20 protein-coding genes and 1 pseudogene are annotated in these 23,116 nt (G+C 36.2%); 5 read left to right on the top strand and 16 right to left on the bottom strand.

What is annotated here, in order from left to right; genetic code table 11:
* Positions 1–86: 86 nt before the first annotated feature.
* From EZS29_RS04920 to EZS29_RS04930, 3 genes are all read left to right on the top strand, one after another.
* The gene (locus tag EZS29_RS04920) at positions 87–821 is read left to right on the top strand and encodes an alpha/beta fold hydrolase (RefSeq protein WP_130607168.1); all 735 of its coding nucleotides are present in this window, start codon (positions 87–89) and stop codon (positions 819–821) included.
* 135 nt (positions 822–956) lie between these two features.
* Entirely contained in the window at positions 957–1,361 is a 405-nt protein-coding gene (locus EZS29_RS16055) for an MbcA/ParS/Xre antitoxin family protein (protein WP_216678716.1), read from the top strand.
* A 23-nt stretch (positions 1,362–1,384) separates the two neighbouring features.
* Complete coding sequence (locus EZS29_RS04930) at positions 1,385–2,113, top strand: RES family NAD+ phosphorylase (RefSeq protein WP_172603782.1); 729 nt, start codon at positions 1,385–1,387, stop codon at positions 2,111–2,113.
* 51 nt (positions 2,114–2,164) lie between these two features.
* On the opposite strand, the gene EZS29_RS04935 is transcribed toward EZS29_RS04930, so the two are convergent.
* From EZS29_RS04935 to EZS29_RS05005, 16 genes and pseudogenes are all read right to left on the bottom strand, one after another.
* Entirely contained in the window at positions 2,165–2,479 is a 315-nt protein-coding gene (locus tag EZS29_RS04935; RefSeq protein ID WP_130607172.1) for a hypothetical protein, read from the bottom strand.
* Between the two features lie 48 nt (positions 2,480–2,527).
* Positions 2,528–3,127: an adenylate/guanylate cyclase domain-containing protein gene (locus EZS29_RS04940; protein WP_130607174.1), complete on the bottom strand. Its 600-nt coding sequence runs from the start codon at positions 3,125–3,127 to the stop codon at positions 2,528–2,530.
* 1,050 nt (positions 3,128–4,177) lie between these two features.
* Positions 4,178–4,522: a hypothetical protein gene (locus EZS29_RS04945; protein ID WP_130607176.1), complete on the bottom strand. Its 345-nt coding sequence runs from the start codon at positions 4,520–4,522 to the stop codon at positions 4,178–4,180.
* 433 nt (positions 4,523–4,955) lie between these two features.
* Complete coding sequence (locus EZS29_RS04950; protein ID WP_130607178.1) at positions 4,956–6,122, bottom strand: metallophosphoesterase; 1,167 nt, start codon at positions 6,120–6,122, stop codon at positions 4,956–4,958.
* Positions 6,123–6,128: 6 nt separating this feature from the next.
* Positions 6,129–7,454 (bottom strand): type II secretion system minor pseudopilin, encoded by a 1,326-nt coding sequence (locus EZS29_RS04955; RefSeq protein ID WP_130607180.1) that lies wholly within the window; start codon positions 7,452–7,454, stop codon positions 6,129–6,131.
* Positions 7,445–8,200, bottom strand: coding sequence for a PulJ/GspJ family protein (locus EZS29_RS04960; protein WP_130607182.1), 756 nt, complete (start codon positions 8,198–8,200; stop codon positions 7,445–7,447). Before EZS29_RS04960 ends, EZS29_RS04955 begins: the two co-directional genes overlap by 10 nt.
* Positions 8,200–8,814 carry a type IV pilus modification PilV family protein gene (locus EZS29_RS04965; RefSeq protein ID WP_130607184.1) on the bottom strand — a complete coding sequence of 205 codons (615 nt, stop codon included), beginning with the start codon at positions 8,812–8,814 and terminating at the stop codon, positions 8,200–8,202. The genes EZS29_RS04960 and EZS29_RS04965 overlap by 1 nt, the downstream gene beginning before the upstream one ends.
* Positions 8,786–9,466, bottom strand: a complete 681-nt coding sequence (locus tag EZS29_RS04970) for a CBS domain-containing protein (protein WP_246035210.1) — start codon at positions 9,464–9,466, stop codon at positions 8,786–8,788. Before EZS29_RS04970 ends, EZS29_RS04965 begins: the two co-directional genes overlap by 29 nt.
* 36 nt (positions 9,467–9,502) lie before the next feature.
* Positions 9,503–9,628: pseudogene (locus EZS29_RS16325) on the bottom strand (prepilin-type N-terminal cleavage/methylation domain-containing protein); the annotation flags it as partial.
* A complete protein-coding gene (locus EZS29_RS04975; protein WP_130607186.1) occupies positions 9,625–10,083 on the bottom strand; it encodes a type II secretion system protein GspG in 459 nt (152 codons plus the stop codon). The pseudogene EZS29_RS16325 and the gene EZS29_RS04975, both read right to left, overlap by 4 nt.
* 53 nt (positions 10,084–10,136) lie before the next feature.
* Positions 10,137–11,366 carry a type II secretion system F family protein gene (locus tag EZS29_RS04980; RefSeq protein ID WP_130607188.1) on the bottom strand — a complete coding sequence of 410 codons (1,230 nt, stop codon included), beginning with the start codon at positions 11,364–11,366 and terminating at the stop codon, positions 10,137–10,139.
* Positions 11,367–11,368: 2 nt separating this feature from the next.
* A complete protein-coding gene (locus tag EZS29_RS04985; RefSeq protein WP_130607190.1) occupies positions 11,369–13,186 on the bottom strand; it encodes a GspE/PulE family protein in 1,818 nt (605 codons plus the stop codon).
* Positions 13,187–13,206: 20 nt separating this feature from the next.
* Positions 13,207–15,801 carry a type II secretion system secretin GspD gene (gene gspD, locus EZS29_RS04990; protein ID WP_130607192.1) on the bottom strand — a complete coding sequence of 865 codons (2,595 nt, stop codon included), beginning with the start codon at positions 15,799–15,801 and terminating at the stop codon, positions 13,207–13,209.
* The gene (locus EZS29_RS04995; RefSeq protein WP_130607194.1) at positions 15,798–16,799 is read right to left on the bottom strand and encodes a hypothetical protein; all 1,002 of its coding nucleotides are present in this window, start codon (positions 16,797–16,799) and stop codon (positions 15,798–15,800) included. The genes gspD and EZS29_RS04995 overlap by 4 nt, the downstream gene beginning before the upstream one ends.
* Positions 16,800–17,741, bottom strand: a complete 942-nt coding sequence (locus EZS29_RS05000) for a PDZ domain-containing protein (protein ID WP_130607196.1) — start codon at positions 17,739–17,741, stop codon at positions 16,800–16,802.
* A 19-nt stretch (positions 17,742–17,760) separates the two neighbouring features.
* The gene (locus EZS29_RS05005; RefSeq protein ID WP_130607198.1) at positions 17,761–19,374 is read right to left on the bottom strand and encodes a SpoIIE family protein phosphatase; all 1,614 of its coding nucleotides are present in this window, start codon (positions 19,372–19,374) and stop codon (positions 17,761–17,763) included.
* A gap of 175 nt (positions 19,375–19,549) precedes the next feature.
* Here EZS29_RS05005 and EZS29_RS05010 point away from each other — a divergent pair, with 175 nt between their 5' ends.
* Complete coding sequence (locus EZS29_RS05010; RefSeq protein ID WP_130607201.1) at positions 19,550–21,484, top strand: methyl-accepting chemotaxis protein; 1,935 nt, start codon at positions 19,550–19,552, stop codon at positions 21,482–21,484.
* Between the two features lie 132 nt (positions 21,485–21,616).
* Positions 21,617–23,077: a sigma 54-interacting transcriptional regulator gene (locus EZS29_RS05015; RefSeq protein WP_130607203.1), complete on the top strand. Its 1,461-nt coding sequence runs from the start codon at positions 21,617–21,619 to the stop codon at positions 23,075–23,077.
* Positions 23,078–23,116: the final 39 nt, after the last annotated feature.

The raw sequence follows: 23,116 nt of genomic DNA on the forward strand, positions 1-23,116 counted from the left end.
TAAAAATATTTTTATAATTCGAATTTCAGACTGAGAAGTTGAAAATTTTTTATGCCTCGGTTAATGAGCGTTTAAGGAGATATTTTATGACCACCCTGCATTTTATTCATGGTTTTTTAGGACTCCCATCGGATTGGCAACTCTTTATAGAGAATATAAATGGCTATAATTATAAATTTCATGCCATTGCCGATTTTTTACCTAAATCGGAAAATAACAACAATTCAGCTTTTAAAAATTGGGCAAATTGTTTTAACCAAAAAATTTTTGCAAAGAAAAATAATTTTGAGAAAAATGTTTTGGTAGGTTATTCTTTGGGTGGACGCCTCGCTTTACACGCACTCATTGAAAATCATGATTGGGATGCCGCTCTGATAGTCTCGGCAAATCCAGGCTTAAACACTGAAAATGAAAAATATGCACGCATACTGAACGATAAAAAATGGGCAGAGCGCTTTTTAAACGAAGATTGGGACGCAGTGATGCAGGCATGGAACGGGCAAGGGGTTTTTTCTGGTCTGAGCAATACTCTCGTGCGGGCAGAAAGTCAGTATAACAAAGCAGAACTTGCTTGTGCTTTAACCCTCTTTTCCTTAGGGCGACAAGAAGATCTCCGGCCGCACATTGCCTCTTTGCAAATCCCCCTGCTCTGGCTTGCGGGAGAAAAAGATTCGAAATTTGTCGGCTTTGCCGGGGAAATGAGTGCTCTCAATCACAAGGTCGAAAGTTTTGTGGTGAAAGATGCTGGTCACCGTATCCCTTGGGAAAAACCTTTGGAATTCAGTGAAAAGTTGCTTGAATTCGTCAAACGAGTTGGGTGAAAGCTGACTTTGTATAGGTTTAGTAGCTAAAAATTTAGAGATTATTTTCCGTATGAAATCATACAACCATTAAAAAGAATACTTTATTTATAGCATATTTTGCTGTATGATTTCATACATGGAAGTGGAGGGTGTATGACTCAACATTTAAGTGATAAAAAACAGAAACTTTCAGAAGAAGAAGTTCTCGGTCAAGCATTTTGGGCTTTGGTTCACCACTATGGCTTTACTCGTGAACAACAGGCGGGACTGCTTGGTATACCTAACTACCGACAACGACTCAATAAACTAGACAGTGAAAAAATTATCCCGAAAGACGTCGACAAAAAAAATCGCGTGGGTCTCTTGCTCGGAATTCATAAAAATTTAAGAATTTTATTTCCTTATAACAGAGAGGTCGTCTACGGCTGGATGTCGAAACCGCAGTCTGCGCTTGGAGGGCTCGTGCCTATCGACTTTATTCTCGAGGATCCCGTTTATTCTTATGAACGCATGGCCATCGTGCGCAGAAGACTCGACTACATTCGATGTGCAGGATGATAGAGACTGAAGAAATTTTAAAATTGAAAACGAATTTCCACGGAACGGCTTATAGAAATATTTATACCATTTTTACTTCGCAGAATTTATTCGACGATCTGATTGGCCCAGATGCAGAAAGTGAAGCAATTTTACAAAAATATGAAAATGCCACGAGTGGAATTTCACACGTGCTACCGCAAAAAAATCGACTATTTGACTATAGCCAAGCCCACCCCTCCTGTATTTCTGGAAGTTTTTTGCCACCTTATTCGAAAGGGCGTTTTGGCGATGGCAATGGCTATGGGGTTTGGTATTCCGCTCTCGAAGAAAAGACTTCTATTTTCGAATCTTTTTACCACCAATGGAAATTTGCCCAAGAGCAATTCATCCACTTTCCCAATGAGCAAAAAATAAGCGTGGATCGCAAAATGTTTGCTTGTTCGCTCACAAGTGAAAACGTCTTCGATTTTAGCAACAGCACTCAGTGGCATAATCAATTGATTTCCGATAATTACGAGTTCTGTCGAGAACTCGGGAAAAAAATAAAACCACTCGGGGGAGAAATGTTAATAGTGCCCTCTGCTAGAAAAAGCGGTGGTTTTTGTGCTCCTGTTTTCAGCCCAGACATTATAGTCAGTGAAAAAACAATTTATTATTTAAAATATTATTTTTATAGCGATGGGAAAGCTGAAATAGAAAAAATATCTAAAGTGAAAGAAATTTTTACGGTGCCATCGCGTTGGAAAGAAGAAGCAAATATTCAACTTTGACCTTAAGTTATTTTTATATGAGAAAAAAATCTCAACTCTTAAAAATATTTTTTAATCTCTTGATTTTATATGATTATTTTCATCAATAAATCCTTCCATGCGGGCAAGTTGAAGAAGCGTCGCTGAAAGAAGTTTATCCAGATTATCTGCAGAAGATTTTAACCATAGATGCACTTTGGCATCATTGGGATATAAATCAATGCAATTCACTGTATAACTTTTAAAATCTCTAACAACCGCCAAAATATGCAATAATTTTTCGGGACATTTGCATTCAATCATGTCTGAATTTTGACTTAATAAGTGAACTGTTTCATCAGTCAGTCTGCCATCTTCAGAAATTAAGTTATTCGTTTGTTCATTCATGTTGTTTAAAACCTCCTTATTATTAGCGCTATTATAATGAAATATATTTTACTTATTCGTGAATGAATTTGTTGGTAAGAGCCAAAAAAGAGAGTGCTTACCCTTTTTTCCTCTGAGTTCATGTTCACCTATGGCAAAAAAATCTAGACAATGTTTACATAAATCATATGTCGCTTTTGAAACTAAAATATCAACAGAAAATAATCGTGTCATCCGCTCTATTCGCGAAGCCGTATTGACCACATCACCGAAAACTGAAAATTCTGTATATGAACTTGCATCAATTTTTCCAAAGACAATATCACCAGAATGAATGCCAATTCCTAATGAAATTATGATTTGATTTAAAATATAACGGTCACAATTGATTTTCCAAATTTCATCCAGCAACTGCAAACTAAAGTAACAAGCTTTCATTGCATGATCGGGGCATGAGTTTGTGACCCCAAAATGGGCGAGCAAACCATCACCCATAAATTTATCAATTGTACCGCCGCATTGCACTACGACGTTACTTAAAGTTTTTAAAACATAATTTGCAAAAAAAAATGCTTCTTCAGGATCTTTGTCATCGAATAGTGTTGTGAAATTCATAATATCACAGAACAGAATCGTTGCTTCTAAGCGTTTTTTTGTAATAGATGACATAAATTATACATCCTAAATTTAACTCATTTCTTACTGAGTGACTTCTTTGTATCTTAACTCAATTCGACAAAGAAGCTCATTGCTCTTGCTTATTCTTTTGTCTTAAATAATAAAGGCACTCTCCCCAAGAATGCAAAAAATATTTTATAGTTAAATTGTGGGTATATTTTTGTATTTATAAAATAAAAAAAATTATTTAAAAATTATACAAAAACAAAGCTTTATCAGTTTTTTGTTAAAATATCTGTGTTTTATTTTTTTTGATTTTCTCAATTTGTTCTTCAAAAAATGAAAGTATAATAAAAAAATCGGATATTTTAGTGCCTATTCTTTGGTGTATAAAAATGTTTTTGTGTATAAAAATTCCAAAGAAAAATCTAAATAAATTAAATAAAAATCATGCATAAATTTTGCATCATTGGGTTGATGAGAGAGTAAAATAATCAGAAAATCTTCGATTAAAAAATCATGCCGTTGTATGCGATTCCCTGCGGAATGCAATCTTCTGTCAATGAGGCAGGGATTTTTTCAAGACTTAACTAATTTCAGTCTGCTATTCATAGGATATTTATATCGAGATCACCAAATTGAAATGGTGAGAAGAATTCGACATTTCGTGCCAGTGAATGCGTTCGAATAAATGTTTTTTATAACTTTTGGAGTCAGTGTAATATTTATGATTGCCTGTTATAAAAATAAAGTCAAGGGAAAGAGAGTTAATTTTTTTTAATTTAATCATTCTTTTTCTGCAAATAAAACTTTAAACATAATTAATTTCTAACGTTCCCAAACTCTTTCGAGAACTCGAGGAAAAAGTGAAACCACTGGGTCTAGCCAAAATAGAAAAAATATCTAAAAAAAAATTGTGACTGTGCCTTCTCGATAGAAAAAAAATTTCAAAATTTCAGCTTTAATATAGAATTTTTTATAGTAAATGATAATTTATTTAGCTTTTAAATTGATTTTTTTAATTCCCAGTTATTCTTATTGCTCTGTAGCAAAGATATTAAAGTAATAAAGAGTCTTAAAGTTGATATTCAAATCAATAATTTAATCTTTAATATTGAAATAATACCACTTAGAAAGGGAAGAGTCTGCGGGTCGAATTATCTCATTTTTTTTACAATACTTCTTTACTCTAATAAATTCTTGAGGAGTTATAATAAACCTGTAATAAGATGGATTTAAATTTGTTATAGATGAATAATCACCTTTAAAATAGAAGAGTTTCCAATATCCATTCACTTTAATAGCTTGATTGCTTTCATCTGTTGCCCATCTCCACTGCTCATTTTTATCATATGGATCACAGTAAGCATATGTTGTTATCGATTCATCTGCACTCGCTTGAGACATAACTAAAACAGAAAATAATATAAGAGATTTTTTAAACATATATAATACTCCTAAATTTCAAAAAATTATCAATTTTTAAAATATATTATTATAATCTAATAGTCAAGATTGGTTAGAATAGACAATTGGTCTATTCATAAATGGTTTTATTGCAAAGAATATAGAAGCGAGAGTTTTGATTCGTCACACATAAATTGGATTTATTAAAAGCCTTCGATAGACTCAAAATCCTTTTGGCTCGAGTAGCTATTTTTTGAATATGCTTGTGAATTATTTTTATCATTAAGTACTTAACTTCTACTTTTTCGAAAAGAACGCAAACCTCATTTTTAGAAAACTATTCTCATACTCTAAGAAGGCATATTTTCGCTTTAATCTTGACAAATCTTCTTGTTGGAACTTTTTATTTTCTAAAGGCTGGTCACGTTGATCTCGTTTGTTGCGTCACGAATAAAGTATCGATAATGTATAATTAGTTATCCGAACTCGGATAAAACGTCATAAGAGTGATCTCGCAGACCGTTCCCAAACGCATGGGTGGCCCCCAAAATCCAGTGCCCTGATTTACATAAATATGTTGATTATCATTGATCTTGTACAGTCCTTTATTGTACTTTTGATCCTTTAAAACAATATATTCGAGAGGCCAGATTTGTCCTCCATGCGTGTGGCCCGATATTTGCAAATCAATAAAAGGAAATTCATGCATAAACTTTGCATCTTTTGGTTGGTGTGCAAGTAAAATATTGAGAGAATTATCGACTTCAAAACCATTTCTTTGTAAGTGATACACCGCGGAATGTAATCTTCTGTCATTCCGGCGCGGAATTTTTTCATGACTTAACCAATGTCTGTCTTCTATTCCGAGGATATTTATATTGAGATCACCAAATTGAAATGAGTGAGATGAATTTGAAATTACGTGCCAGTGAAAGCGTTCGGATAAATGTTGTTTCCAACTTTTGGGGCCACTGTAATATTCATGATTACCTGTGATATAAATCACCCCTTGTTTAGAACGAAGTTCTGCTAACGGAGCGACTTCTTTTTTGAGCTGTTTTACAGAACCATCCATAAGATCGCCTGTGATAAAAATAATGTCAGGAGAAAGAGAATTTATTTTCTTTGTTAATTTGATCATTCTCTTTCTGCCAATTAAACCTGAAACATGAATGTCACTTATAACAATAATACGTAAATTTTTTAAACTTTCTGGTAAATTCTTTGTGATTGGTATACGTGCTTCAATAACAGAAGGTGTTTTTAATGCTTTGCGCATAGAATAAATTGTTAATAACAATCCACTCAAAATAACAAAATAAGTTAAATTACTATCATCGTAGTTCATGAACTTTAAAAATAAACTGATAGGAGAAGTGATAAGACAAACAATTAAAAATAAAAATGCAACTCCCATCCATAGAAACATGAACACTTCAAATATTTTTCGTAGAAAATGTGGAACAATCCTTAAGATTAAAAAGCCAAAAAAAGTGAGAGACCAAAGACAAAAAAAAGTCATGACCCAAAAGGGCGAATTGCCAAATAAAGGAGATATGAGTCGAATAAATAAATAATAATGTCCCAAAGCAGTTACTGATAGAGCTAATAAAATTGCAATTATGAGTTTTATTAGCATTATATTTTATTTCCAATAGCTATAGATAATTTGAAAACTTGGATTTGAATTAATCGGAGTGTTCTGATTTTGCGGATTAGGCTTATTTGGATCGGTTTTATTTGGGTCGGCTTTATTTGGATCGGCTTTATTTGGATCGGCTTTATTTGGATCGGCTTTATTTGGATCGGCTTTATTTGGATCATTCGCTTTATTTTGCGAGTTATCCCCACCGCTTGGGTTGTTACTTTGTGCAGCAGCTTGTTGGAAAACAACCACGAGAGTCCGCTCGATATCATTGACTACACCCCTTGATTCAACTTTGAAAATATTATCGGATGTTCCAAAAAGTTTATCTGCAATACTTTCGCTGTCCTTGTTTCCCTTAAAACCAGAGATATTTGTTTGAAACCATTCTTTTATTCCTGATTTTTTAAAAGAACTCGAAGCACGATAATTGTCAAATTTATCCCAATCTACGTCATTAATATCCACCCGCTCAGGGTTAAGCATACTTGCAATCAATTCTGTAGGAGCAGAATTGATATTTAAATTGTTGATGTCACCTGCGAGCGGCCAAATTGTGAAATAAGGTGAATACATATTGTAAATATCATCTAAGTGAAAGCCAGGGATGCGCCGCAATTCTTCGAGTGACTCAAGAGCTGCATGCTTGGGTTGATATTTTGGAGCAATAGTTGAATATGCATTTTGCGTAGCTGATTGGAGGTAGCCATCGGTTACTGAAAGTTTAATATACACACCCATATTTTCAGCAAGTTGTTGAGGTGTGTAGCCAAGAGTTTCTAAGAATTTTTCAGAATCTTGTGAGGAAAAAATGCGTAAGAGGGCTTTTTGGGTCTCAGAATAATTACGTCCTTGTAGGGAATTTACGTTTAACTTTGCATTTTCTGAAGAAATATTAAGAACAAAATAACCTTTGACAACTTTAAGAGCCTCTCTTATCTCAGGGGCAATAGCGTTTGAAAGATTCACGCCAGAAAGTTTTTCGACACTGTCAAAACTATTAGTCCCGAGAGGCTGACCATTTAATAAATTGTACATATCTTTTGGAATGGGAAGCACAGGATTGTCTTGGTATTTAGCAGCAAGTGCATTTAGACCAAGTAAAAATTTTGCAAATTCAACTCCTGTCAATGCAGTGGTTTGGGCATCGAGTTCGTTTCTTTGTTCAATCGTACTTTTTACACTGACTTGTGTCTGAAAAACAATATCGGCAATGACACCGAGAATCATAGCAATAAAGACAAGAATAAAAATAAGAGCAAAGCCTTTTTGTTTCTTTATTAGATATTTTAGCAAGAGCTTTTTAACAAATAATTTTATTGCCATTTAAAACTTCCAGAGGGATTGAGAGCATTGGAAATACCATTCGTGCTCATAATATAAACCGTTGTATCTAGCATATATGTTTTTCTATTTTGTTGACTGACTGGGTTTGCTTCACGCAACTGCTTGTCAAGAGAACCTTCGGGAGAGTAAGATTCAAGATGAATTTTGACAAGTTTTGGCAGTTTATTTTGTGTGTCATTTGCTGTTGTATCCCATTCTTGTCGATATTCATTACCATTCCAAAAGAGCACGCGAAATTCTTTGATATCAGGATCAAGAACTTCTTTTAAACCCACATCATCTCGTTCTATACTTTCTGACATGTCTGTGTCGACAGCTCTTATAAGTTGATTTTTGTTTGAGTTTTGTGGATCTGGGCGAATATAGTAACGAACAAAAGCAAGATTACTTTGGGTTGAATTTGCGATATATGATTTAAAATTAGAAGTTGAAAAAACTAAATTATTATTGCGAAAATAAAGTTGTGGAACAATTTGTCGTGCACCTAGGTTCAATGAAGTTAATGATTTTTGATCGGAGATATATGCGCTTTGCAAATCGTCATAGATTTTTTTCATTGCCATATTGATAGAGTGTTTTTGGGTATTGTAATCTGTTACTTTTTCCCGCGTACTGAGTTGTGTTGTTAAAATATTAATCGTCATAACGCTTAATGCAGCTAAAATAGAAAGTGCTAATATAATTTCCAGAAGAGAAAAACCATGTTGATTTTTAAGCATTTGCATTATTTATTTCCTTGATTAGGCGAGTCTGATTTTTTATCATCCCCTCCTAAATTAGGTAGATTAACACCCTTTAAGGCATCTTTGTCGATAAAGAAAAATCCTTCTGTGATACTGCGCTGCGTGGAGGCATCTCTCCAGTTCACAAGTATTGTTACGTTATTAAAGTAACTTTGACTTTGTGCTCCTGCAGGTGCATCGAGTAATGGGGTGATGCTTGAAAATGTTGCACTGATATCACTTTGTTCATTGCCATCAGGGGAAACGAGATTATAAACTCCCATCGCACTTAAGAGAAACTGGGAAGGTTTTACTTCTTTTAATTCTTTTTTTATGAGACTGATTTTAAATTGTTCGTCTGTTGCCCAAGGGAATTCGGTTTCATTTGGAACGTCTTTGACTCCACCCGAGTCTAAAACATATTGCAATTGAGAAATAGCAGATCGCATAGCCCAAGAGGCTTTCATATTGTCACCTGATATTTGTGTCGAAGAGATAATAGATGACTGCAAGCCAACAATAGTTCCAATAACGATAGAAAGAATTCCAATGGCGAGAATACATTCTAAGAGAGAAAATCCGCTTTCATTATTTTTTAGGTGGCGTAAAATCTGCATTTTGAAAGCCTTCAAGCAAACGAGTTTGTCCCGTGAGCGTGTTTATATTAAGAGTGAATTTGGGGCCATTGGTTTCTAGTAATGAGGGTTCTTCAGCACTTTTTGAAGTCATTTGGAGTGATGTGGGTGTCAACGAACCATTAGGTAAAAAATAAATATAAGCATAATTTGTTTTATTTTTGTCTCCACTTTTAGCCACATCTTCATATTTAATTTCTTTACTGATTAAACCGCTGGTGAACTTTGCCACTACAACGCGGCCAAGGAATTTTTGCTTATAAATAATAGAGTCGTTGATTTCTTGCCAAGTGATTGGTCGTAATATTTCGCGTTGTACCACGGGTATACTACGAATTGAATAAAACTTTTTGTTACTTGAAGAACTTGTTGTCATTTCTCTGTTCATCTGCTGTTTCGCTTTATCATCTAAGCTATCGAGCAGTCTTTTTCTTCTATCAGTTTTGAGCAAAGAGTCAGATTCATCTACGTTGTCAATGGCAGGAGGGCGTCCTTCAAAGCCTAAAGGCGCTTGTTCAACCCAATATTCACTTTTTTTGATATCGATCACCATACGGTGTAATCTGCCAGAAAAAATAGCGCTATTGTAAGCTGAACGCACTTGGGCTGTGAAATTACGCAGAGAACTTGACATTTGAGAGTCTATCGAAAGTGTTAAATTGGGTAAAATGACCCCTGCAATAGCGCCAATAATGCCAAGAACAATGATAATTTCTATCAGCGTAAAACCAGATTCTGCTAGAACTTTATTTTTAGTGGTAAGAGAAAACGGTTTTTTAGAGAAAAACGATTTCAGTTTGCAGCTCCTGCTTCGACTGTTTTACAATCAAGTTTTTTACCATTTAGGTAACAAAGCGATTCATTGCTTCCAGGTTGACCGTCTTTACCATTTGAAATAATAAGAGGGCCTTTATTTGTTAATTTATAATCAAAAGTATTATCCCATCCGTCATGTAGATCTTGTTCTACAGCGATAGGGGTTCCAGGGTTTGTAGTGAGTGCTTGTAAACCTTGTGCTGTTGTTGGAAATTTTCCGAAAGAGAGTTGGTATTGGATTAATTTAGATTGCAGTGTGTAAGCTTTTGTGTCTGTGATACCTGACTTTGCATTGTCTGTACCACCAGAAATTCGGCTGACAATAACACCCATTAAGGTACCAATAATAGCAACAACGATAATTATTTCTAAAATGGAAAATCCTGCCTGAGCTGTGAGTTGTTTTTTGATTTTTAAATATTTATTGAGATTCATAAATTGCGCACTCCAAATGGCTAAAAGAAATTTTATTATACTGAATAACCTTGCTAATGCAACCCATTCATAGCTTCGAGCATGGGACCCATGACGGACATCACCATTAAAAATACCATTCCTGCCATAAAAACCATAATGATTGGTCCAAGTAATTTTGTAGTGATTTCAACTTGATTATTTACATCTTCATCGTAGACCTCTGAGATATTAAATAACATATCTTCTAACTGTCCGGTTTTTTCGCCTGTACGTAACATATGAATAACCATTGTTGGAAAGCGCCCTGTTCTTTCAAGAGCCGTGGCAAGTTTATCTCCATCTTGCACTTTAACTATGGCCTCATCAAGCGCTTTTTCCATGACACTGTTACCAACAACTTTGCGTGTGAGTTGAAGAGCTTCAACAATACGAACACCACTGGATAAAACTGTGGAAAGGGTTTTTGAAAAACGTGAGACTGTTACTTTTTGAATCAGAGGGCTGATAATGGGTGCTGTGTATAAAAATAAATCAATTTTATATTTACCTTTTTCAGTTTTTGACCAAGAAAAGAGGGCAAAACCAATTAAGATAAAAATAATGAGAAAAGGTAACCACCAAGCTTGGAGAAAATTTGATAAGTCATTCATAATCACGGTGTACCAAGGTAACGTAACTTTAATCGCAGTAAAAGACTTTATCATTTCGGGCATAATTTTTACAAATAAGAAAATAGTCACTAAGATTGCAACGACGATCATAAACGCAGGATAAGTTAATGCTCCGACAATTTTTCTTCTAATTTCTATTTGATAATTAATAAATTCGGATAAGCGCTGCATCACAAGCGGAAGTGCTCCTGCTTTTTCTGCAGCTGCAATCATATTTATATAAATAGAACTAAAAACTTTTGGATATGTTCTGTGAGCATCGGAAAGGGATTTTCCTTCTGATACAAGTTCTCGGATACGAATATAAATAGCTTTTAATTCTTCGTTTTCGACTTGCTCGGAAACAGCTCTGAGAGCGTCATTTATGTCAACAGCAGAGCGTAATAAAATTGCAAATTGTTTTGTGGCAAGCGCAAGATCTTCAGGTTTAGGTGGTTTACGATTCAGTTTTGTTATAAAACTTGTGCTTCCTTCAGCAGCATTGGCGCGATTGTCCACCTTCATTTCTATTATATAAATGCCTTGTTTTTTTAATTTGATCCTTGCATCACGTGGAGATTCAGCTTCAATAAAAGCTTTTACTTTTTTTCCTGTTTTTGCATATTGACCTTTGTAAGAATACAAGGGCATGGCTATAATACCTCGTTATCACTTTCGGTTTGAGTGGCAAAAAGAGCTTCTTCAAGTGTTGTTTCCCCTTTGAGAAATCTTTCTTGCGCAGAGTCTCTAAGTGTTTTCATCCCACGCTGAACACACATTCTTTTTAAACTAGCACCATCAGAGCTTTTGAGCACAAAGTTACGAATGTGTTCATCGAATACAAGCAATTCGTAAATCCCTATACGCCCAGAATAACCTGAAGATTTACATGCTTGACAACCATTTTCTTTAGCTTTGTAGAATACCTTGCCTTCTGTTTGCTTCGCACTTAATCCCAACAGTCCAAGTTCTTCTGCTGTGTGGACGGTTTGCACACGACAAGTTTGACAGACTTTACGCACCAAACGCACTGCGAGAATCCCGACAACAGCTGTCGTGATTTGGAACGGCTCAATACCAAAGTCGACAAGGCGCGTCACCGATGCTGCTGTGTCATTCGTATGTAATGTGCTTAACACAAGGTGACCGGTAATCGATGCTTGTACAGCTATTTGCGCAGTTTCTGAGTCACGAATTTCACCAATTAAAATAATATTCGGGTTTTGTCTGAGGATAGAGCGCAAAGCGGCTGCAAAAGTAAGTCCCGCTTTTTCGTTGACTTCTACTTGGCTCACGCCAGGAAGTTGGATTTCGACAGGGTCTTCAACAGTTATGATACTCACATCAGGTTTGTTAATAGACATGAGCGCAGATGCAAGCGTCGTGGTTTTACCTGACCCAGTTGGGCCTGTGACGAGTACGATACCGTGTTTTTGATTGATAATGGTCTTGAAGTTTTTCAGGAGCATTTTGGGCATTCCGATGTCATCAAGATCCGGCATACCACCAGATTTATCGAGTATACGTAAAACAATGCGTTCACCAAATTTTATAGGAAGAGTGCTTACGCGCACATCGATTTCTCGAGTTCCTACCTTTAGAGTGATACGTCCATCTTGAGGTAAGCGGCTTTCTGCAATATTTAATTTTGCTAGTATTTTAATACGGGTTGTGACACTCGACTGATATTTTTTGGGAATCACTCTCACTTCACGCAGACGTCCATCAATACGAAAGCGCACGGAAACACGATCTTCAAAAGGTTCTATGTGAATATCCGATGCTTTTTCGGTGATACTACGACGAATGATAGCTGTAACTTCTTTACGCACAGGTGCTTCTTCGTTATCTTGCAAAAGATTGTGCGCAACATCAAGCCCTTCTATTCCACCAATGTCGTCATCAGCTGTCAGCCCTTTTCCCTGATCTGCAAGTTCCTGGCGTTCGAATACATTGTTAATAGCTCCTTCTATAAAATCACGAGGTGCTACAATTCTTTTAATATTTTTATTTAAAATAACTCTCAGATCATCAATGCTAATTGTGTCAAGAGGATTGGATACTGCAACTGTTACGTTAAGGTCGTCTTCTGCAATCGGTAAAATCATGTGCTGTAAACAAAAACTAATATTTAAATTTCGAATAATTTTTGGATTTATTTCGTTATATGGAAAATGTTCTTGAAACTCTAAATTGAGAAAAATAGCAAGCGCTTTTGCTTTATCGGTTTCTTGTAAGACATCATTTTCAACTAAAATATCCCCAATATGAATATTATTTGTCGCTTGTTCTATAAGTGCTTCATCTATTTGCTTTTGCGTGATACGAAATTTTTCGATTAAAATATCTTCAAAAGTTTTATTTTTATTTAAAAGTTCAGGATACTCTTCAACACTCTTTTTTAAAGTGATTTTAGAAAGAATATCATCTAAGTTAACAATGTTTTCTTTTTCAAATGGCTTCGTAGGCATAAGGCTTTCTCACCTCCTTTTTATTGGAATGGAGGAGGTGGTGGTGGAGGTGGAGGTGAAGGAAAGCCAAAGCCGCCTCCGCCTGTACCAGAATTTGAAGAAGGTGCATTGATAGGGTTTGGATCTTCACTGGGTAAGACAACTCTTTTTGTAACAGGTGCGGGTTCGAAAGTTTGATTTTTCTCACTTTCAATTTGCTCTTCTGTTTTTGGTGGAGCTATAGGTGCTTTTCCTGCCTCTTCGCTCGGTAGTTTTGAATAAAACTCTTCTTCTTTAAATTTATCACCATAAAAAGCTTTTAAGAATAAATCTCTGTCCTTGATCTTTTCTGTATAAATTTTTTCAAGATCATCGGAGTTACGAACAATATGTGGCGTAACAAATAATGTAAGACTGGTTTTTTTCTTCACTTTGCTAATTGTTTTAAAGAGCCAGCCTAATATCGGAATATCTCCAAGCAAAGGAACTTTTGCTTCTGTAATTTTATGGCTGTCTTGAGTGATACCTCCCAAAACCGCAGTTTGTGAGTTTTGTACGATAAGAGTGGATTCAGCGGAGCGCTTGCTGATAGGGTTTGGATAACCATTTTCTCCCGCTGGGCCAGCATCATCGAGCTGTAAATTGATCTTCATTGAGACAAAGTCAGTGCGCGATATTTGGGGAGTTATTTTTAAAGATGTTGTTACGTCATATTTATTTACAGACTGAACAGTACCTTGTCCATTTGGGTTCGAGGTATTTGTTACGGTACTGTATTGCTGATTAGACTGAAAGTTTGCTGTTTCGTTGTCTGAAACCATCATACTTGGTGTTTGTAAAATATTGGTATTGGAGTCCTGCTTTAATGCAAACAAAAGAGCGCCAGGGGTTAAAGTAAATGGCCCAAGATTTATCGATTTGTTACTTAAAATACCGAGCATGAAATTATTTCCCGCTCCTTGTAAGGCCGCTGCATTTACTGTTGTATTGGTCTGTTGCACGACAAAAGGAGCTGCTTGAGCGGCATTAAAGCCAAAGGGCATTAAATATCTGCCATCACTAAGTGTTGCGCCACCTAAGGTCGAAGGCTTCCAGTTAAAGTCATTTCCGACAGCCATATCAACTATACTTGCTTCGACATAAACCTGTGCTCTGCGTTTATCGAGCTGGGCAATAATGCCATCGAGTTCGTCGTAGGCGGATTTACTGCCTTGAATAACAAGTGCATTTGTTGCCTTGTCGGCTGTGACTTTCACGCCATTTAAATCGGCAACTGCTGGTGCTTGTGGCTGCGGCCCTGCATTGGGAGCACCCGGTGGAGGAGGAGGTGGTTGGAAATATGCTGGACGAAAGGGCGAATTTTGCGGACGTGTACTTTGGGTCAACGCTTGTAAAGTTTGAGCAAGTTTTTCAGCGTCGGCATAGTCGAGAGGTCGAACACGCACCATTGTTTGTGAGTTTTGATCCACCGCAGGTTTGTCTATGCGTTGAACAAAGCGAACGATATCGTCCAAGCCGTTTGCTGGGCCAACGAGGATAATGGAATTCGTTCTTTCGTCGGTAAGAACCTTTTGTAAGCTTAAGGAAGGTCCGTTACGATTACCAAAAATATCGTTGACTTTTGCGACAGCGTCTTTGGCATCCATGTAATTAATAGGTACAATTGAAACCAAAGGTTGGTTGGTTTTTGAGTCTAGTAATTTGATCACTTCAAGAATGCGTCGAATTCGATTGCCTGTGTCTGTCAGAATAAGCGAGTTTGTCGTCGTAAAAGCAGCGTATTGTGTGATGCCAAGCAAAGGCCTCAGTTGATTGATCACACTGTTGGCGTCTATATATTTGAGCGGAATAACTTGATTGATAATTTCATCGGTTGAAGGTGACCAGTTTTCTCCATAATAAGTTTTTATATTAGAAGATTTAGCATTGGCAATTGGGAGAATTTTTACGACAGATCCTGTTTCCACTGTTGTGAAACCAGAAATATTAAGAGCACTTAAAAATGCTTGATAAGCCTCTTCTTTTGTCACAGGTTCAGGTGATATAATAGAAATTCTTGAAGAACCGGCCACGCCTTGAGCAAGGACAAAGTTTTTACCAGTCCACAGACCTATGGTTTTAATAATATCGCTTAAATTTGCCCCATTTGGAAAGTCAATGCTAACGAGTTCTTTGCCATGTGGGATTTCATCAGCGGGATTGATTTTTTTATTTTTATCCTGGGATTTTGCTGCGCCATCCTTTTGTTTGTCTTGAATATGTGGCGATGAAATGGGTGGCTGTGGTTGCGTTTGTAAACCTGATTGGGAAGATGGAATTTTTGCTGGGTTTGGAGCTTTAATTGTTTGAGAATCCTTAACTTTGCCGTTAGCAGGCAAAGCAGGCTGATTGGGTGTTTTATTGGGCTGCGGATTTTTTGGATCAACATTCGCAGGACTTACTGGTTGATTAGAAGTTTTATTAAGATCTTTTGGGGGAGAGGGTGGTAAAGGAGGAATAGGAGGAGTTTGTGCAATGACGGTACTATTGAAAACAAGACTCGCAACAGTTGTCATTAAGCTGAAATTAAATTTCCTATTGTATCCTATCCTTAAAAAGCATTTATTTTCTGTTCTTTTTTTCAATTTCTGATTCATCGAACTGTTACCTTTTTAGTCATATGCATACCCGCTCTACTGATTTCAACAATTATATTAGTTTCGTCTTGCATAGCTTCATATAATTTAAAGCCCTGAGAGGGATCCTCAAGTTTAATTCCATTTACTGATGTGATTACGTCGCCATTTTCCAGATTCATTTTATCAAAGAGACTCCCTGCCGTGATTGCAAAAATTTTAAATCCAATTGTTTTGCCATTTGAAACTTCGGGAACAAGACGAGCTGAATTTAGGATTTTTGAAAACCCTGGTCCAATCTGATCGTCAACAAAATCTGATGTAAATTCATAAGTCTGTCCATCGCTATTGTTGTTTTTATCACTCTCTATTGGATAACGTGATTGCGTTCCAGTTGAAAGACAAATTTTTGTATTTGCTTGTCGTATTTGCACTGTTGAGGGAGTTGGTATTTTATAAACTTCATATGTTTCGTTATCGATGATGCTTTGTCCTTCATGATAGACATCTGCAGTTTGAATTCTTGGATCCTTAAAGGTAACAAGATTTGTTTTTGGATTTCCTGTAAATAAAATTCCGACAAGTTCAACTGGAAGTTTTTCATTATTTTTAGAACAAGCAATGGCATCAAAGTTTTGAATGAGCCCATTATTTTCTGCTGAGTCTTCTGCAGGGATTTCACCTGAAATATTAAAAATATTACGGTCAATAACTTTTTTTTGTATTTGGGGATAAGTAACTTTAGCTGATAAAATAAGAGGATTGTAAACTTGTTTAGAGTTATTTTGTTTTGAGATTGGTGCTTCTATAAGATAAAGCGAAGCAAAAGTATTTACTATATTTGACAGAATAATACAGGAGCCAAAAGTTATTGATAAATTACGTACAAAAAATAAGTCTTTTATATTTAAATTTGTAATGAGCTTTGGTGCTTTAAATTTATTAAAAAATTCAGGATCCTTTAATTTAGCAAAGAGTTTACTGTTGATTAAATTGTCAAATATTTTTAATTTTTGCATTTACTGTATATTCGCCTTTAACTCCGTTTGTTTACCACTTCTTAATATTTGCAATACGATTGTGTTTTCATTTCTCATTGAGTTAAGAGTTTGAATGGCACGTGCAGCATCATTTAATTGAATATTATTAATTGAATTGACAATATCACCATTTTGCAAACCTAACTTTGCATAAACACTGTTGGGTGTTATATTTGTTAATATAAATCCTTTAACTTGACCACCGACAAGATAAGGAGATGCTTTTGCATCTTCAAGTGTTTTAGCAAAATTATTTGTTAATATATTATTTACCCATTGTTTTGAAGCTGTAGAAACATTGCCATTTCGTTCAAAGCCATTTTCTTTAAATGAAGATCCTGTGTTACTTTGAGAAACGCGAGATTCTCGACTTTTAGGTGGAGTGGGATAAACAAGATCAATATATTCTGGGCAGTTTTTATTGGTAATTAAAATTCTATTTTTTTGAATTCCTGTTAACCTACCACCCATTGGGAGCATGTTACCTATGACAAAACTATTACTTTTTTTATTATCGGTTGAGCCGGAATTTTCAAATTGAACTATACTTGATTCAGATGTGCCACCAAAAATGATGCCTGCAATTTTGTACTGGAGTTCAGATTTTATAGGATTTGGTGAACAGACAATTTTTCCGTTGTCTTCAGCATCCGGAATAGCGCCAGTTACATTAAATAAATTTCTTTTAAGGATGGATTCCACTGTTTGAGTTTCTGTTAAGGATTCGGTATTATTTATATCAAACGGCTGCGTATTTTTATTGTTTTTTGATTGCGAGAGCCCAGTAAACGTAGTGACAACACCCAAAGCAAAGGAAATGCCGGCTATTGAGTAAACATAGGGCACAACTTTTTCTGCAGGCGGAATAACTAAGTCTGACGAGAATATCCTATGTTTGAATTTTGCTACAAAACTCTTCATTTTTAAATAGTTCTTAACATTAAAGTTGATTTATCCTTGTTACGACTATGGTTATATCATCTTCAAGAGGCTTACCAGAACCATAAAATTCCAAAGCATCCTGGAGAAGATGTTCAATAAAAGCAGCACAATTTTCAGAGTTATTTTTGTCTATAAACTTCCGCAATCTCCTTTTGCCATATTCGTCATCTTGATCATTTTTATTTTCTATCAGTCCATCTGTATAAAAAAATACAAAGTCGTCTTTTTCAAGTGGAATTTCCTTTTTTTCAAATCTTTCACCATTCGTATTACCGAGTCGGTGACCACTTGCAACTAAACTTATAACTTTTTTGTCTGCTCGTACAAGCATTGGAAAATTATGTCCAGCATTTGAAAAACGTATGACTCTTTTTTCGAAATCAAAAACACAAGAAAAACAGGTCATATTGTATCGCACGTCATTGCTATTACCCATGCTCGAGAGCACTGTATCAAATCCTACGAGAATGTCATCCACATCAAGATTTTCTCCAGCGAAAAGTTTGCTTTGAACTGCAACAAAATAACCAGACACTGCTGCTGTCACCATAGCACTGGCGGTACCGTGTCCAGTGACATCCGCAATAAAAACGAAAAACTTATCTTTTAATGAAACAGTGTTCCACCAATCTCCTCCGCAAAAAGCAGCAGGAATTGCAGTGCCTGCGCATTCTACATTGGGATGAACGGGGGCTGTTTGTGGAAGAAATGTTTTTTGCACCAATTGACTTGTTGCAAGTTCCATTTCGAGTGTTCTACGCTGCCCCTCTTTTTCTTCGATTTCTTTTTTAATTTGATCATATCGTTTACCGAGTTCATCATTAGCTCTACCAAGTTCATAATTACTTTTGTTTAATTGATTAAATAAGCGCACTGTTTCGGCTTGGTTTTTCGCAATCATTGTGTAGCCAAGAAGAGATCCAGTCGTGCTTTCAATTTTAACACCATTGATTGAAAATGGTAAAAGTTCTCCTTCTGAAGTCTGAACAAAGACTTCAACATCTCTTACAAAACCTTGCGTTGTGAATTGAATTTCAAGTTCTAAATAATAATCTACTAAACTTTCTGCGTGCGGAAATAATTTCCTAATATGTTGGCCTATGAGTTCTGCTTGCACGAATCGAGTCGTTTCACAAGCGGATTTATTTGCTTTCATAATAATTCCGTCTTGATTTAAGAGAAACATCATTTCAAACATGTTATCAACGACTTGGTCGATAAATCTTTGATGTTCAAGAATGCCTCTTGCTACTTCAAGTAGTTTTAAATGCGATTCAGAGGTAAAACTATTAAGTTGTTCTTCGGGTAAAAGATCTAGATTTTGAATCGAAACCATTTGTATCGTTTGTAAAAGTTTTTGTGTCGGCTCAGTGAATTCTTCATGCCATTCGTTAATTAATGCATTTGATTTTTTAAATAAAATGTAGGTAAAAATACCAGAAAATATAGTAAAAAATATCATGAATATATTGAGAGCTAAATTCACAATAACGATATTGCCGATAATACCAAAAAGAATAATAAAGCCAATATAGGCATAAACGTTTTGAACGATATTCAAAAGCTTTTTTGTCCACTTTTGGATGATGTCGTCTATCGTTATGTTACTCAATGGTATATTCTCCTGTTTCTTAATTTTATCAGTTCCAATGAAGCTGGGATGTCAGTTAAATGAAGCTTTGAAATCTTCTTTCACTATGTCAATACTGTGGCTCTCTATATTAGTGTTACATTATCCGAAGTGACCTTAGTAAAAAGATTTAGTTGAATGCGACTTGGAGTGCTTCATGGAAGAAATCCGATTTAAACCCACAGTTCTTGTCCTGCTCGCCATAATTGGTGCAGTTGTGATCGCAACAACAGGCTTTCTGTCTACAGATTGGATGCTTACGACAGCTGTCGGTGTGGTGCTGTTTCTTTTGTCATATGTCTGGTTTTTTGCAGTAAGAAAAAGAATAGATGAGATCTTGACTCACGATTTAGACAAAATTGCTAATGAAGCTGCACGTGCAATCCGTGAAGAATTGGAATCAAAAGGGGTAAATGCTTCTGAACGTAAAGTTTTCGATAAAGAAAAGAATCTTGACAACCGCGAAAAATCATTCGAAGGCAAGGAAAAATCTCTTGAAGGAAAAGAAAGAACTCTCGAAAATAAAGAAAGAGAATTGCTGACCCGTGAAAAGGATCTTTTAAGGAAAATCGAAGAACTAGAAAGCAAAAAGAAATCTTTCGAGCAAACCACAGCGATACCTTCTGTTTCTGTAGCGGCTTCCTCACGCTCAAAAGATAGTTCTAAAGAAGAAGTGTACGAGAGAGAAATAATTGCACTGAGACATCAGCTCTTACATATGGAAGAAGTGAATAATGCTCGTCTCTCTACATTGCAGCATGAATTTCAATCAAAAAATGTGCAAGCACAGAAAAATATGGAGTTTTGGAAATCCTCTGCTGAGAGCATGAATAAAAAATTACAAGAACAAAAGAGAGAGTTTGAATCACTAGCAAAAACACTCGAAAGCAGAGCTGTTCTTTCTGAAGAGAGAGCCCTTGAGCAACAAAATAGATTGGCAAAATTGCAGCTCGAAAACTCACAAAAAGAAGTGGGTGTGAGTGAACAAGTGCAACGGCTCGAAGAGATCATTTCTCTCGTACCTGAAATGACCAATCAATTGCATAATGTAACACATCAAACAGAAAGAAGTGCGATTGAGATAGGGGATAAAGTTCGATTTATTTATGAAAAAGCTCAAGAGCACCTTGAAGAATCAAACGAAATATCTGCGCAATTTAGAGGCGGTAAAGGGAACAACAACAACACTTCACTCAGTGAAGTGATCCAAAGCAGCTTATCTTTGTTACGAGAAATGATCGAAATGCTCGAACAAAACTCGAAATTGAATATGGATTATTCAAAAGCAATTGATACTATCCTCGTTAATACTGCAGAAATTAATAAGATCAGTGATGAAATCCAATATATCTCCGATCAAACGAACTTACTTGCTTTGAACGCGGCCATCGAAGCGGCACGTGCGGGTGAGCATGGACGTGGTTTCTCTGTGGTTGCTGAAGAAGTGCGTAAACTTTCTGACCGCACAAGTTTAGCAAGCAACAATATTATTCAAATCGTTGGTAAAGTGAACTCAAGTGTAAGAGATATAAGTAGAAGTTTATTAGAAAACTTAAAGAAAAATACGGAGAAGAAAACACATGTCGATCATGCAGTGAATGAACTCGTCAGAACGGCTGAAGAGAGCACTGAAGTCTTTACTAAACTGATTTCGAATGCCGTGGCAAGTTCCGAAAGTGTTGCCAAAAATATCGATCAAATCATACTCAGCCTCCAGTTCCAAGACATAACGAAGCAACAGATCGATCAAGCTCTGCAACCTCTTGAGAGAATAAAGATAAACATTGAAGATTTGCTTAACAAAGCGCTGCAAAACGATGCGCTGGCCCTGAAAACAGCACACCAGAGTGGTAGTAGTGGAGGTGCTGCAAACGGTGGAGGCACACCTCCACCTCCACCCTCGACTCCACCGGCAGGCACACCTCCTCCTTCATCTATGCCACCACCTAAAGCAAGTGCTGCTCCAAGTGGTGCAACGGCTGCGCCTCCGCCTCCTGTTAAACCAGTTCCTGCTGCGGTGAAGCCAACTGAAACGGCTGCACAGGCAGAAGAGGATGAATCGCTTACAAAAGGTGATGTGGTCTTCTTTTAGAAAATTGCCGAAAAAACTCCCAATTGTGGTCTTGTTATATTTTTTACAAGGTGCAATAATAACAATCAGTCAACCCAATTATATATAAGTCCACAGCACCAGTGAATGCCTTAATGGCAAGGGGAGGAGATCGTGAACGGATCTTATGCGCTTATGGGGTCAAGTGCCATTATTCGCCATGTTCAGCATCTTGTGTATAAGGTTGCAGAGAGCAATTCTTCAATTTTAATCACAGGTGAACCAGGCACTGGCAAAGACGCAATTGCCAAGATCATTCATGAGAGGTCACAGCGCAATAAATTCCCTTTTGTGCCGATTAAGTGCGCATCAGGGAACGAAGAGTTTCTCGAAATAGAACTTTTTGGTTATGAAGCGGGTTATCTCCCACAAAACGCACAGGGGCGTGAAGGACATTTCCGCCAGGCTGAAGGTGGAGTTCTGTACCTAGATGAAGTCAGCAAATTAAGCGACAAGTTGCAGCTAGCATTGTATCGTGTAATCAATGATGGAGTCATTCGCAGTCTTGGAGGAAAAGCGGATATTCCAATTAATATTAGAGTTATTTGCTCTACTTCAGTGGATTTGGAGCAATTAGTCAGAAGAGGTCTATTCCGTGAAGATCTTTTCTATAAATTATCCGCAACTTCGATTTATTTGCCTCCAATTCGTGAAAGAAGAGAAGATATTCCAATTTTATCTGAATATTTTGTACAAAAATTCAACCAATTAAAATCAAAGAAAATTGTGGGTATTTCCCATGATGCCATGAACGCACTTTTGCAAAATGTATGGACTCATAATATTCAGGAATTGGAAAATTTAATAGAACGTATCGTTGTCTTAAAAAATTCAGGGAGTATTGAAATCAGTGATCTCCCTCCGAGACTGAGGAATTTAGTCACCGATAATATTGATGCATTCTATGATAGAACTCATCAACCTGTATTAAATCAAAATAATATTATGCCGCAAAACAACAATGTCTATCACAATTCAGGCTCGACTCATATTTCACAATATTCAAAAATTGGCTCACAAAACTCGGCAGTTCCTCCTTATGCTCAGTCGCAAAGAGAAAATGCAATTTTAAATAATCATAACAGTCATTATAATAGAAACAATCAAATAAATAATCAGACAAATAATTATTCGCAAGTGACGCAACAGCAAGCTAATTATAATCAAAATTATTCACAGCCACAAAATAGTTTACAAAATAACAATCCTCCAATCACCCGTAATTCAATGTTCGATGATATACCAAGTGAAATTGATCAATTTATTAAAAAAGAAATAGACTTAGGATCCGGAATTGATTTTTATCGAGTGGTTGAAGAATTTGAAAATAGATTGATTTCTGAAGCACTCAGAAGAACAAATCACAATAAAAACCGCGCTGCGCAATTGTTATCGATGAATCGAACGACTTTGGTTGAAAAACTTAAGAAACGGGCAACATCTTCACCTATCAAGTCAGAAACAGGTCGAGTAAAAAGAAATTCAGCTTTCACAATTTTTGACGGACTTGGCAATGACAACCCTGATTTTGATACAATTGATTTTGTTAACTTAGGTACTGAAGATGGTGTGTGACATCTTCTTTTTATTGAAATTTAAAGTTTTTCCAATCAG

Origin of the sequence: Fluviispira sanaruensis, assembly GCF_004295685.1 — a bacterium.
Taxonomy (GTDB): domain Bacteria; phylum Bdellovibrionota_B; class Oligoflexia; order Silvanigrellales; family Silvanigrellaceae; genus Silvanigrella; species Silvanigrella sanaruensis.